Raw genomic sequence first — 13645 nt, forward strand, 5'->3', positions numbered from 1 at the left:
GACGGGTAGGGCGGCGGGGGCGGAGAAAAACCCTGCTCGCCCCTACCCGCGGCTAGTGGGCCGAGCCGGCCGTGGCCGGAGGCAGTTCCACCTGCACACCCGCGTCGCCCGCGTCCGCCGTGTAGTCCTCCGGCTTCGTCTCGTCGATGCCCTCGGGGGCCTTGGCCGCCTTCAGGACGAAGGTGAGGACGACCGTGACGATCACATTGAGCACGAACGCCGTCAGACCGATGTAGCCGATCTCGCCGAGACCCGGAATCTCCGCGTTGGAGCCGCCGAAGTGCTGCTGGGTCGGGGAGGCGACGCCGTACGCGGCCACCGTGCCGTACACCATGCCGACCGCCCAGCCCGCGAGCAGCGCCCAGCGGTGGAACCAGCGCGTGAACAGTCCGCCGACCAGGGCCGGGAAGGTCTGCAGGATCCAGATGCCGCCCAGCAGCTGGAAGTTGATGGCGACCGTCTTGTCCATCGTGAGGACGAACGCCAGGGCGCCCACCTTCACCAGCAGTGACACCAGCTTCGAGACCTTGGTCTCCTGCTCGGCCGTCGCGTCCGGCTTGATGAAGTCCTTGTAGATGTTGCGGGTGAAGAGGTTCGCGGCCGCGATGGACATGATGGCCGCCGGAACGAGCGCGCCGATGCCGATCGCCGCGAAGGCCACGCCCGCGAACCAGTCCGGGAACATGTCCTCGAACAGCTGCGGAATGGCCAGCTGCCCGTTGCTGACGTTGACGCCGGCCGCGATCGCCATGAAGCCCAGCAGCGCGAGCAGGCCCAGCATCAGGGAGTACAGCGGCAGGATCGTGGTGTTGCGGCGGATCACCTCACGGCTCTTCGAGGACAGCGTCGCTGTGATCGAGTGCGGGTACATGAAGAGCGCGAGCGCCGAGCCGAGGGCCAGGGTCGCGTACGTCCACTGGGAGGCCTCCGGAGGGACGACGGCACCGCGTGGCTTGTCCGTCGCCGGGTTGACCTGCGCGTACGCCTCCCCTGCCTTGGCGAAGATCTCGTCGAAGCCGCCCAGCTTGATCGGGATGTAGATGATCGCCACCGCGATGACGAGGTAGATCAGCGTGTCCTTCACGAACGCGATCAGCGCCGGGGCACGCAGACCCGAGGAGTACGTGTACGCGGCCAGCACACCGAAGGCGATCAGCAGCGGCAGGTCCTTGATGAACCAGTGGGTGTTCTCGCCGCCACCGACGCCCATCACGTCCAGCACGGCCTGGATGCCGACCAGTTGGAGCGCGATGTACGGCATCGTCGCCAGGATGCCGGTGAGGGCCACCGCCAGCGACAGGCTCTTCGAGCCGAACCGGCCGCGCACGAAGTCCGACGTCGTGACGTACCCGTGCTTGTGGGACACCGACCACAGGCGGGGCAGGAACGTGAAGATCAGCGGGTAGATCAGGATCGTGTAGGGCACGGCGAAGAAGCCGGCCGCACCCGCCGCGTAGATCGCCGCCGGTACCGCCACGAAGGTGTAGGCGGTGTACAGGTCGCCGCCGAGCAGGAACCAGGTGACCCAGGTGCCGAACGACCGTCCGCCCAGGCCCCATTCGTCGAGGCTCTGCTCGTTCTCGGCCTTGCGCCAGCGGGCGGCCAGGAAGCCCATGACCGTGACGGCCAGGAAGAAGAAGATGAAGACGGCGAGCGCGACGCCGTTCACGCCGTCCTTCACGCGTCCGCACCACCCTTCGAGGCGGCACGGGCACGCTGTTCGCGCTGGTCACGCTGCCACAGCTTGTACGCGATCGCGGTGAGGGCCGTGGAGATGAGCACCCAGGCCATCTGGTACCAGTAGAAGAACGGGATGCCGATGAGCGTGGGGTCGGTCTTGGCGTACGAGCCGACCCAGAGCATCGCCACGAACGGGGCGAACAGACAGAGGGCGATGACCACTCTCACCGGTGTCACCACCGGCGGTTTCACTTCAGGCGCATCCGACATGTTCCGGCTCCGTCCCCTCACTGATCACCTGTGCAACGCGCAGGAAATGTAAGGGACGTTCACGCCGTACGGAACCCCCCGTCCGGATATCGGATGCGGAGGTTGTGTGCTCGGCACAACACTCGGCACGAACTCGGCACACATGCGGCACCCGGGGCGAACTCAGCAGCAGCGGAAACCCTGTCGGGTATCCGACTCCTGCCGGTCGGTCCGCATGCGCTCGAACTCCCGCCGGGACGGCACCGGCGCGTCCGGGTGCCCCGCGCGCAGGTACGCCACGTAACGGTCGTACGCCGACTCGTCGGTCAACTCCCGTACGTACCAGCGCAGGCCCCTGGCCGCCTCAACCGCCCTGCCCAGCACCGATCGCATCGCGGGCCTCCTCCTTCTCCTCACGCGTCGGGAACAGTCCCGCCGGGGCGACGATCTTCGACTCCACGTACCTGGCCTCGCTCAGTGTGGAGAGCGCCGGGCGGCGTACGTGGCGGACGCAGACACGGGCCGCGTCCACGATCACGACGACGACGAGGAGCGCGAGGACCGCCGAAAGGACGCCGTCCACCGTGGAGTTGGTGACGATGGTGTGCATGTCGTCCATGCTCTTGGCGGGCGGGAGCACCTTCCCTGCGTCGATGCCGTCCTGGTAGACCTCGCGCTGCTGGAAGAAGCCCACGCGCGGGTCGCTGGAGAACACCTTCTGCCAGCTCGCGGTGAGCGTCACCGTGGCGTCCCAGGCGAGCGGAACCCCCGTGATCCAGGCCCACTTCAGGCGCCCGGACTTCACCAGCAGCGTGGTGCACACGGCGAGGGCGACCGCCGCCAGCAGCTGGTTGGAGATGCCGAAGATGGGGAACAGCTGGTTGATGCCGCCGAGAGGTTCGTGGACGCCCACCCACAGGAAGTAGCCCCACAGCCCGCAGACGATGCCGCTGGTGATGACCAGGCCGGGCTTCCAGCTGACGTTCCTGAACGGCTTGTAGACGTTGCCCAGCGTGTCCTGGAGCATGAAGCGGCCAACGCGCGTGCCGGCGTCGAGCGCGGTCAGGATGAACAGCGCCTCGAACATGATCGCGAAGTGGTACCAGAAGGCGCGCATCCCGTCCCCGGTGACCTGGGCGAAGATCTCCGAGACGCCGACCGCGAGCGTGGGGGCGCCGCCGGTGCGGGACAGCAGCGACGACTCCTCGACCTGCCGTGCCGCCTCCGCCAGGGCCTGCGGCGAGATCTGGTAGCCCCAGCTCCCCACCACCTGTGAGGCGTTCTGCACGGTGTCGCCGATGACCCCGGCGGGCGCGTTCATCGCGAAGTACAGCCCGGGGTCGATGACGGAGGCCGCCACCAGCGCCATCACGGCCACGGAGGACTCCATGAGCATCGAGCCGTAGCCGATCAGCCGGACCTGGGTCTCCTTCTGGATCATCTTGGGCGTCGTACCGCTCGATATGAGCGCGTGGAAGCCGGACAGCGCGCCGCAGGCGATGGTGATGAACACGAACGGGAAGAGCGAGCCCGCGAAGACCGGGCCGTCGCCCCGGGTCGCGAAGTCCGTGACCGCGTCCATCTTCAGCGTGGGCAGCGCGAACACGACGCCCAGCGCGAGCAGCAGGATCGTGCCGATCTTCATGAAGGTGGAGAGGTAGTCGCGGGGCGCGAGCAGCATCCACACCGGCAGGATCGAGGCGATGAAGCCGTACGCCACCAGCCAGACGACCAGCGTGGACGGCGCGAGCGTGAAGGTGTCGGCCCACGACGACTCGGCGACCCAGCGGCCCGCGACCAGCGCGAGCAGCAGCAGCGCGACGCCGATCAGCGAGACCTCGGTGACCCGTCCCGGCCGCAGCACCCGCAGGTAGAAGCCCATCAGCAGGGCGATCGGGACCGTCATCGCGATGGAGAAGGTGCCCCAGGGCGACTCCGCGAGGGCGTTGACCACGACCAGCGCGAGCACCCCGAGCAGGATGATCATGATGGCGAACGCGGCGAGCAGCGCGGCGGCCCCGCCGAACGGGCCGATCTCCTCACGGGCCATCTGCCCGAGGGAGCGTCCGTCCCGGCGCGTCGAGAAGAACAGCACCACCATGTCCTGCACGGCGCCCGCGAAGATGACGCCGGCGACGATCCAGATCGTGCCCGGCAGGTACCCCATCTGCGCCGCGAGCACCGGACCGACGAGCGGGCCCGCGCCCGCGATCGCCGCGAAGTGGTGGCCGAGCAGCACACGGCGGTCGGTGGGGTGGAAGTCGATGCCGTTGTTGAGGCGCTCCGCCGGGGTGGCCCGGTTCCGGTCGACCTTGAGCACCTTGTACGCGATGAACTTGGCGTAGAAGCGGTAGCCGATGGCGTACGAACCGAGGGCCGCCGCGACCATCCAGGCGGCCGACACGTTCTCGCCACGGGCCAGCGCGAGCACGGCCCAGCCGGATGCGCCGACGAGGGCGACGACGGTCCAGACGACGATGGTTCGCGTTCGTGGGGTCGTACGACGGCTTGTACGGGGACTGTTCTGAGCGTTCTCGGTGCGCACCGGGTAGTCCTCCCGTCCATACGGAGACGGCAGGAACGTAGAGCAGGAAGAGGGCTTGCGCCACACCGCGTGCACGAGTTCAAGTGGCTCGTTTCCGCGGTGGGTTGAGCTCTACTCCGCGGGGCGCTTCAGTCGTGCCACGAACTTGTACCGGTCACCTCGGTAAACGGACCGCACCCACTCCACCGGCTTGCCCTCCTTGTCCAGGGAGTGACGGGAGAGCATCAGCATCGGCAGGCCGACGTCCGTGCCGAGGAGGCCGGCCTCGCGGGGGGTGGCCAGGGACGTCTCGATGGTCTCCTCGGCCTCGGCGAGGTGGACGTCGTACACCTCGGCGAGCGCCGTGTAGAGGGACGTGTACTTGACCAGGGACCGGCGCAGCGCGGGGAAGCGCTTGGCGGACAGGTGGGTCGTCTCGATCGCCATCGGCTCGCCGTTCGCCATGCGCAGCCGCTCGATGCGCAGCACCCGGCTGCCGGCGGTGATGTCGAGCAGCCCGGCGAGCGTGCCGTCGGCGGTGATGTAGCCGATGTCGAGGAGCTGCGAGGTGGGTTCGAGGCCCTGGGCGCGCATGTCCTCGGTGTACGAGGTGAGCTGGAGGGCCTGCGACACCTTCGGCTTGGCGACGAACGTGCCCTTGCCCTGGATGCGCTCCAGACGGCCCTCGACGACCAGTTCCTGCAGGGCCTGCCGCACGGTCGTGCGCGAGGTGTCGAACTCGGTGGCCAGCGTGCGCTCCGGCGGCACGGGGGTGCCCGGCGGCAGCGTCTCCGTCATGTCGAGGAGGTGCTTTTTCAGACGGTAGTACTTGGGCACGCGCGCGGTACGGACGGTGGTCCCGTTCTCGTTCTCCGCACTGCTGACGTCGGTGCTCATGCTCCGCCTTCCCGGCTCCCGGTGCCGACGCGACCCGACGGATCTCGGTCACGGCTCACATCGTGGCACGGCTTCGGGTGCGGGTGTTCCCCGCACGCTGCGTGATCCCTCTGTATACCTTCACGCCCCTTGCTGGTCTAGTCCACCGCGGCGCAGTGGTCTACTCGATTGTGCGCGCGGGGCTCGCTGGTTTCGTCGGCTTCTTACTTAAAGGTCCCTGCATATGTAGGTCCCATAACGGCTGGTGAGGGCGCACTCCCACACCCTTGACACACCTATTGGTCTGGGCCAAGCTCGGCGCACTGGTCTACACCATTGGTCCAGTGTCCCGGCCCCACGGGCAGTACCTCGTCGTATGTCACCGCGGTGGGCAGGGGGGTACGTGGCATCCCTGAGGAGGGTGGCGTGAAGCGCAAGCTGACAGCCGCGATCGGTATCGCGGGCATGATGGTTTCCGTCGCTGCGTGTGGGGGCGGCAGCAAGGCCGAGGAGTCCGGCCAGGGGGCGGATGCCAAGGAGCTGACGGTCTGGCTCACGGTGGACGCGCAGAACAACTGGCCGGAGCTGGTGAAGGCCGCCGACGCGGCCGTCAAGAAGAAGCGCCCGGGCATCACGATCAAGCACGAGTACTACGGCTGGCCCGACAAGAACACCAAGCTCGACGCCGTCCTCGCCACCGACAAGGCGCCCGACGTGGTCGAGATGGGCAACACCGAGATGCTCGGCTACATGGTCAAGGGAGCCTTCGCGCCCCTGGAGGCGTCCGAGTTCGACAACGCGGACGCCTGGCTCGACGGCCTCAAGGCCTCCGTGACGTACGACGGCAAGACGTACGGCGTCCCGTACTACGCGGGCGGCCGTGTCGCCAACTGGCGCAAGGACATCGCGAAGCAGTCCGGCATCACGTCCCCGCCCACGACGTACGACGAGCTCACCACCGCCCTCGACAAGATCCAGAAGGAGCAGGGCGGCAAGTTCAACGCCTGGTACCAGCCCACCCGTGACTGGTACGCGGCCATGTCCTTCGTGTACGACGCCGGCGGCGCCATCGCCAAGGAGGAGGGCGGCCAGTGGAAGGCCACCCTGTCCTCGCCCGAGTCCGTCAAGGGCCTGGAGGAGTTCAAGAACGTCATCGACACGTACATGAACGGTGACAAGACCAAGGACGAGTCGGACCGCTACATCGTCTACGGCCAGGGCAAGTCCGCCATGATCTTCGCCGCCGCCTGGGAGGGCGCGACCGCCGCGGACCCGAAGAACGACAAGACCGGCAAGCTCAAGGACAACCTGGAGAACTTCGTCATGCCGGGCCCGTCCGGCAAGAACATGCCCGTCTTCCTGGGCGGCTCCGACCTCGCCGTCCCGGTGAAGTCCGACGCGCAGGCCGTCGCCGCCGAGTGGATCAACGCCTTCACCGGCCCCTCCGGCCAGAAGGGTCTGATGGCCAAGGGCAACCTGCCCAACAACAAGACGGACCTCGCGACCCTGAAGAGCGACCCGGCGACGGCCGTCCCGGCCACCGCGGCCGAGTCCAACTGGTTCGTCCCGATGGCGCCGGGCTGGGGCCAGGTCGAGAAGGCCCAGATCCTGCAGACCATGCTGCAGAACATCGGCACCGGCAAGCAGTCGGTCGAGGCGGCGGCCAAGGAGGCGGACGCCGCGATCGACAAGGTCATCAACACCAAGTGACCCGCGAGCGGGGCTCCGTCACCGGCGGAGTCCCGCTGCCCGTACGACCTGGCTGCCCGTACGACCTGAGGGACCGCTGAGGAGCGCGCGATGAGTGCCGCAGACACGACCACCCCCGCCAAGGTGCCGCCCCCGCGGCAGGCACCGCCGACACCGTCCCCGGCCGCCACGGAGACACCACGCGCGCGGCGCACCCCGGGCGGGGCCGCCGTGCCCTGGGCGCTGCTCGCGCCCTGCCTGCTGATCCTCGTGCTCGTCCTCGGCTATCCGCTGGTCCGGCTGGTCACCCTGTCCTTCCAGAAGTTCGGCCAGTCCCAGCTGTGGGGCTTCCAGCCGGCCGAGTCCGTCGGCTTCGCGAACTTCACCGACGTGCTGGGCGACGGCGAGTTCTGGGCGGTCGTCGTACGGACCGTCGTCTTCACGGCCGGAGCGGTCGTCTTCACGATGGTCATCGGCATGCTGATCGCGCTGCTCCTCCAGCAGGTCTCCGGCTGGGTGAAGACGCTGATCAACATCGCGCTGGTGGCGAGCTGGGGCATGCCCATCATCGTGGCCACCACGGTCTTCAAGTGGCTCTTCGACTCCGACTACGGCATCTTCAACGCGCTGCTCAGCAAGCTGCCGGGCGTCGACATGATCGGCCACAACTGGTTCGCGAGCGGACCGCAGGGCCTGGCCGTGATCATGCTGCTGGTGGTGTGGGGCGCGGTGCCGTTCGTGGTGATCACGCTCAGCGCGGGCCTCACCCAGGTGCCGAAGGAACTGCAGGAGGCGGCCCGCCTTGACGGCGCGGGCGCCTGGGGCGTGTTCCGCTACGTCACCCTGCCGATCCTCAAGCCGATCATCGTGATGCTGACGACCCTCTCGGTCATCTGGGACATGGGCGTCTTCCCCCAGGTGTTCGTGATGCGGAACGGCCACCCGGAGGCCGAGTTCCAGTTGCTCACCACCTACTCCTACGACAAGGCGTTCGTCGTGAACGACTACGCCCAGGGCTCGGCGATCGCCCTGCTCACCGTGCTGTTGCTGCTCGGCGTCGTCGCCGTCTACATGCGGCAGATGCTGAAGATCGGAGACGTCGAATGAGCGGCATGAGCGGCATGACTGCCACAACCGGCGCGACCGGTACCAGCGGCCCGACGGGCATGAGCACCCCCGCCCCCGCTGGGCCGCGGAAGTCCAGGCTCGGCTGGAACCTGCTCGGCCTGCTGGTCTTCGTCACCGCGGGCTTCCCCGTCTACTGGATGCTGAACACGGCGTTCAAACCGGCGAAGGACGCCATCGACCCGGATCCGAGCCTGTTGCCGACCGGACTCACCGTCGCCAACTTCAAGCGGGCGCTGGACGTCGCCGACTTCTGGGGCCCGGTCGGCCGCAGCCTCGTCGTGTCCCTCACGGTGGTCGTGATCGGCGTCGTGGTCGGCATGCTGGCGGCCCTGGCCATCTCACGCTTCGCCTTCCGCGGCCGGAAGGTGGTGATCGTCGGCGTCCTGGCGGTGCAGATGGTCCCGCTGGTCGCGATGATCATCCCGGTCTTCCTGCTGTTGAACGACCTGAACCAGTACGACAGGCTGTCCGGCCTGATCATCACGTACCTCACGTTCATCCTCCCGTTCACGGTGTGGACGCTGCGCGGCTTCATCGTCAACATCCCGCGCGAGCTGGAGGAGGCGGCCATGGTCGACGGCTGCTCACGCACGGGTGCGTTCGTCCGGGTGGTCTTCCCGCTGCTCGCGCCAGGTCTGGTGGCCACCTCGGTGTACGGCTTCATCCAGGCGTGGAACGAGTACCTGTACGCCCTGATGCTGATGAGCCAGCAGAACCAGACGGCGACGGTCTGGCTCGGCAACTTCAGCACCAAGAACGGCACGGAATACGCCCCGATGATGGCCGGCGCCACGATGATGGCGGTGCCGATCGTCGTCCTCTTCCTCCTCGTCCAGCGCAAGATGGCCGCGGGCCTCACCGCGGGCGCCGTGAAGGGATAACGCACCCATGACGACGATCGCCGGTGGCACCACCGTGCCCGGTTCCGGACAGGACACCCTGACACGGGACGCCTTGACCGTCCTCCAGCCCGGCTTCCCGGGCACCACCGCCCCCGACTGGCTGCTGCGCCGCCTGGGCGAGGGCCTCGCCTCGGTGGGCCTGTTCGGCCGCAACGTCGCCTCGCCCGAGCAGCTCGCGGCCCTGACCGACCAGTTGCGTGCCGAACGCGAGGACGTCCTGGTCGCGATCGACGAGGAGGGCGGTGACGTGACGCGCCTGGAGGTGCGCACCGGCTCCTCCTTCCCGGGCAACCACGCGCTGGGCGCCGTGGACGACGTGGACCTCACCCGCGAGGTGGCCCACGAGCTGGGCCGCCGCCTCGCGGAGTGCGGGGTCAACCTGAACTGGGCCCCCTCCGCGGACGTCAACGCCAACCCGTCCAACCCCGTGATCGGAGTGCGCTCCTTCGGCGCGGACCCCGACCTCGTGGCCCGGCACACGGCCGCCTACGTCTCGGGGCTCCAGGCCGCCGGAGTCGCGGCCTGCACGAAGCACTTCCCCGGGCACGGCGACACGGCGGTGGACTCCCACCACGCGCTGCCCCGCATCGACGCGGATCGGTCGCTGCTCCAGGCCCGTGACGTGGCCCCCTTCCGGGCCGCGATCGCCGCCGGCACCAAGGCGATCATGAGTGCGCACATCCTGGTCCCGGCCCTGGACGGGGAGCACCCGGCGACCCTCTCCCGGCGCGTCCTGACGGACCTCCTGCGCGAGGACCTCGGCCACGACGGCCTCATCGTCACCGACGGCATGGAGATGAAGGCCATCGCCTCCACCTACGGCATCGAGCGCGGCAGCGTCCTCGCCATCGCCGCGGGCGCGGACGCGATCTGTGTCGGCGGAGGCCTCTCGGACGACGAGACGGTACGCCGCCTGCGCGACGCCCTCGTCTCGGCGGTTCGCTCCGGCGAACTGCCCGAGGAGCGCCTGGCCGACGCGGCGGCCCGGGTACGGGAGCTGGCGTCCTGGGCGGGCACACGTACCGCCGGGAGCGGTGGCACGCGTACCGACGACGTCGGCCTCACGGCCGCCCGCCGTGCGCTGACGGTGACACGCTCCACGACGTACGAGCCCGTGAGCGAGCCGCCCTTCGTCGCGGCCTTCACCCCGGTCGCCAACATCGCCGTCGGTGACGACACCCCGTGGGGAGTCGCGGCGGAACTCGCGCGCCTGCTGCCCGGCACGGAGACGGCGAGCTTCGCGGGGGAAGGGGCGGCACAGGCGGCCCTGGCCTCCGCGGGCGCCCGGCGGATCGTGGCCGTGGTCCGCGACGCGCACCGCCACGCGTGGATGGACGCGGCCCTCGACACGCTCCTGGCCACCCGCCCCGACACGATCGTGGTCGAGATGGGCGTCCCCCAGTCCCCGCCCCGCGGCGCCCTCCACATCGCCACCCACGGCGCGGCCCGGGTGTGCGGACGCGCGGCGGCGGAGGTCATCGCGGGGGAGTGACGGCGGGCCGGCCGGTGGGGAAGGGCGCGGCCGCGCCCCGAAGGGGCGCGGGGCTGTGCTGAATATGAGGCTCCGCCGCGTGGGCGCGACCAGCCACGTACGACCCGCAGACCGCAACTCTCGTCAGTCCCGTGATCTGATCGGCATGTCCACGCTGCAAGCGCAGCGCCACGTTCAGATCCCCTGCCACTCCGGCTTGTTCGCATACGTGTGCCGGAAGTAGTCCGCGAGCTTCAGCTCGGACGCCGCGGCCTCGTCCACGACGACCGTGGCGTGCCGGTGGAGCTGCAGTGCCGAGGCCGGACACACCGCGGCGACGGGCCCTTCCACCGTCGCCGCCACCGCGTCCGCCTTGCCCTCCCCCGTCGCGAGCAGCACCAGGTGCCGCGCCTCCAGGATCGTCCCGATGCCCTGGGTGATGACGTGGTGCGGCACCTGCTCGATGTCGCCGCCGAAGAACCGCGCGTTGTCGATCCGGGTCTGCTCGGTGAGTGTCTTGATCCGCGTCCGGGAGGTGAGCGAGGAGCACGGCTCGTTGAACCCGATGTGCCCGTCGGTCCCGATCCCGAGCAGCTGGAGGTCCACCCCTCCGGCTGCGGCGAGCGCCTTGTCGTACGCCTCGCACGCCCCCTGCACGTCCTCGGCGGTGCCGTCGGGCCCCATGAACGCGTCCATGCCGATACCGAGCGGCTGCAGCACCTCGCGCCGGAGCACGGAACGGTACGACTCGGGGTGCTCGGCCGGCAGCCCCACGTACTCGTCGAGCTGGGCTATGCGGGCTCGCGATACGTCCACCGCGCCGGAGCCCACGCGTGCCGCCAGTGCCTGATAGACGGGCAGTGGTGTGGAGCCGGTGGCCACGCCGAGCAGGGCGTCGGGCCTGCGCCGGAGCAGCTGGGCCATGGCCTCGGCGATGAGTTCGCCGCCCGCCTTCACGTCCGGGACGATGACAACTTCCACGCTGGGCCTGCCGATCTGGAGAGGGACTCAACTGGGACCCGGAAGGGCACGATGTGGTTTAGACCAATCTAGCAGAAGCGCCTTCTGGCGAGTGTCTCGATCGGGTCCCCCGCATGAACCGAAGAGGGCTACTCTGCGTGGAGGGCATCGGCGGATGTTGGACAATGCGACAACAACAAACATCCGTCAACGCATGGACACACGTGGTGGTCTAGTCCACAATGCCTAGGTAGAGCGTGTAACCACCAAGCATGCGAACCACAAGCCTCCGTCTTCCCCGCACAGGAAGGCGGACCGAGGAACCGGCGCTCTCTGCCCTGACTGCTCCGGCTCCTCATCCTTCGGCCGACCGGGACCGCACACCCCGCGGCCGATGCTGCTCCGGGCTGCGGTGCCGGGAGGGTTGAGGGTCCCTCTCAGGCGCCGCGGCCCGCGGGTGTTTCCGGGGCCGTGCCAGAGGGTGCTCCCACGGCTTGGCGGCCCTGTCCGAACCGCCAGGTACGCTCGCACACGTGCCCTCCATGAACGAACTCGTACGCCAGCACACCGCCCTCAGCGACTCCGACCTGGAGTGGCTGCACCTGCTGGTGTCGGAGTGGCAGCTGCTCTCGGACCTCTCCTTCGCCGACCTCGTCCTCTGGGTCCCCACCCACGACGGCACCCGCTACGTCTCCGTCGCCCAGATGCGCCCCAACACGGGCCCCACCTCGTACCAGGACGACATGGTCGGCCACCTCGTCCCGCGCGGCCGCAGACCCCTCCTGGACGCGGCCCTGGACGAGGGCAGGATCGTGCGCGAGGGCGACCCGGAGTGGCGCGAGGAGGTCCCCGTGCGGGTCGAGTCCATCCCCGTGCGGCGGGAGGGCCGCGTCCTCGGTGTCATCGCGCGCAACACCAACCTGCTGACCGTGCGCACCCCGAGCCGCCTCGAACTGACGTATCTCCAGAGCGCGTCCGACCTCGCCCAGATGATCGCTGCCGGATCGTTTCCGTTCCCGAACCAGCAGGTCGAGATGGACGCGTCGCCGCGCGTGGGCGACGGACTGATCCGGCTGGACGCCGACGGCCTCGTCCAGTACGCCTCCCCGAACGCCCTCTCCGCCTACCACCGCCTCGGTCTCGCCGCCGACCTGGTGGGTCACCACCTCGGCCTGACGACCGCCGAACTCGCCCCGTCCCGGGGCCCGGTGGACGAGGCCCTCGCCAAGGTGGCCAGCGGCTGGGCGCCACGCGAGTTCGAGATCGAGGCCCGCGACGGGGTCATCCAGTTCCGCGCGATCCCGCTCAAGCCCAAGGGCACCCGTATCGGCTCACTGGTCCTCCTCAGGGACGTCACCGAACTGCGCCGCCGCGAGCGTGAGTTGATGACGAAGGACGCGACGATCCGGGAGATCCACCACCGCGTCAAGAACAACCTCCAGACGGTGGCCGCGCTCCTGCGTCTCCAGGCCCGGCGCATCGAGTCGGAGCGCGGTCGTGCGGCCCTCGAAGAGGCCGTACGGCGGGTCGGGTCCATCGCGATCGTGCACGAGACGCTGTCGCAGAACCTGGACGAGCGAGTGGAGTTCGACGAGATCGCCGACCGCGTCCTCGCCATGGTCGCGGAGATCTCTCCGGGCAAGGTCACGGGCCGGCGCAGCGGCCGGTTCGGAATCCTGGACGCGGAGGTGGCGACCCCGCTCTCCATGGTCCTCACGGAAATCCTGCAGAACGCCCTCGAGCACGGCTTCCGTGAGGGCGAGACCGGCACCGTGGAGGTCTCGGTGGTGCGCGGCGGCACGACGAAGGAAGCCCGCCTTCTCGTCACCGTCCAGGACGACGGCGTCGGCCTCCCCGAGGGCTTCGACCCGCACAGCTCGGGCAATCTCGGCCTGCAGATCGTACGGACGCTGGTGGAGGGGGAGTTGGGCGGCACGTTCGACATGGTGCCGGCGCCGGAGCGGGGGACGCGGGTGCTCCTCGACGTTCCGGTGCGGGCGCAGAAGTAGCGGGCGCAGAAGTAGGCGTACGCAGGACGTTCACATTCATTGCGCACGCGAACGGCTCCGCGACTGCGGGTGGCGTACGGAACACGCGTACAGAACACACCTACGGAACACACCTGCAGAACACACCTGCAAAACAGGCGTACAGAAGCGGCGTGCA

Annotated in this window: 11 protein-coding genes; 5 read left to right on the forward strand and 6 right to left on the reverse strand. The window is 69.0% G+C overall.

Annotated elements, in window-relative coordinates; genetic code table 11:
- Positions 1 to 52: 52 nt before the first annotated feature.
- The 5 genes from mctP to E0500_RS16135 all read right to left on the reverse strand — a co-directional run bounded on the left by mctP (position 53) and on the right by E0500_RS16135 (position 5350).
- On the reverse strand, positions 53 to 1681 hold the full coding sequence (gene mctP, locus E0500_RS16115) for a monocarboxylate uptake permease MctP (protein ID WP_181587024.1): 1629 nt from the start codon (positions 1679 to 1681) through the stop codon (positions 53 to 55).
- Positions 1678 to 1950, reverse strand: a complete 273-nt coding sequence (locus E0500_RS16120) for a DUF3311 domain-containing protein (protein ID WP_131564628.1) — start codon at positions 1948 to 1950, stop codon at positions 1678 to 1680. Before E0500_RS16120 ends, mctP begins: the two co-directional genes overlap by 4 nt.
- 162 nt (positions 1951 to 2112) lie before the next feature.
- Complete coding sequence (locus tag E0500_RS16125) at positions 2113 to 2322, reverse strand: YbdD/YjiX family protein (protein WP_131564625.1); 210 nt, start codon at positions 2320 to 2322, stop codon at positions 2113 to 2115.
- Positions 2294 to 4474, reverse strand: coding sequence for a carbon starvation CstA family protein (locus E0500_RS16130; RefSeq protein ID WP_309505073.1), 2181 nt, complete (start codon positions 4472 to 4474; stop codon positions 2294 to 2296). The genes E0500_RS16125 and E0500_RS16130 overlap by 29 nt, the downstream gene beginning before the upstream one ends.
- Positions 4475 to 4585: 111 nt before the next feature.
- Entirely contained in the window at positions 4586 to 5350 is a 765-nt protein-coding gene (locus tag E0500_RS16135; protein ID WP_131564623.1) for a GntR family transcriptional regulator, read from the reverse strand.
- A gap of 405 nt (positions 5351 to 5755) precedes the next feature.
- On the opposite strand from E0500_RS16135, the gene E0500_RS16140 reads away from it, so the two are divergent.
- The 4 genes from E0500_RS16140 (at position 5756) to E0500_RS16155 (ending at position 10540) form a co-directional block, all read left to right on the forward strand.
- Positions 5756 to 7039, forward strand: coding sequence for an extracellular solute-binding protein (locus E0500_RS16140; protein WP_131564621.1), 1284 nt, complete (start codon positions 5756 to 5758; stop codon positions 7037 to 7039).
- Between the two features lie 90 nt (positions 7040 to 7129).
- Entirely contained in the window at positions 7130 to 8125 is a 996-nt protein-coding gene (locus E0500_RS16145; protein WP_131564619.1) for a carbohydrate ABC transporter permease, read from the forward strand.
- Positions 8126 to 8184: 59 nt separating this feature from the next.
- Positions 8185 to 9027 carry a carbohydrate ABC transporter permease gene (locus E0500_RS16150; RefSeq protein WP_131564670.1) on the forward strand — a complete coding sequence of 281 codons (843 nt, stop codon included), beginning with the start codon at positions 8185 to 8187 and terminating at the stop codon, positions 9025 to 9027.
- Between the two features lie 7 nt (positions 9028 to 9034).
- Entirely contained in the window at positions 9035 to 10540 is a 1506-nt protein-coding gene (locus E0500_RS16155; protein ID WP_131564617.1) for a glycoside hydrolase family 3 protein, read from the forward strand.
- A gap of 174 nt (positions 10541 to 10714) precedes the next feature.
- Here the strand turns inward: E0500_RS16155 and nagB are convergent, their stop codons facing one another.
- Positions 10715 to 11500 (reverse strand): glucosamine-6-phosphate deaminase, encoded by a 786-nt coding sequence (gene nagB, locus E0500_RS16160; RefSeq protein ID WP_131564615.1) that lies wholly within the window; start codon positions 11498 to 11500, stop codon positions 10715 to 10717.
- Between the two features lie 512 nt (positions 11501 to 12012).
- Between nagB and E0500_RS16165 the strand changes: the two genes are divergently transcribed.
- Positions 12013 to 13488, forward strand: a complete 1476-nt coding sequence (locus E0500_RS16165; RefSeq protein WP_131564613.1) for a sensor histidine kinase — start codon at positions 12013 to 12015, stop codon at positions 13486 to 13488.
- Positions 13489 to 13645 lie beyond the last annotated feature (157 nt).

Origin of the sequence: Streptomyces sp. KM273126, assembly GCF_004337435.2 — a bacterium.
In the GTDB taxonomy this organism is placed as follows: Bacteria; Actinomycetota; Actinomycetes; order Streptomycetales; family Streptomycetaceae; genus Streptomyces; species Streptomyces acidicola.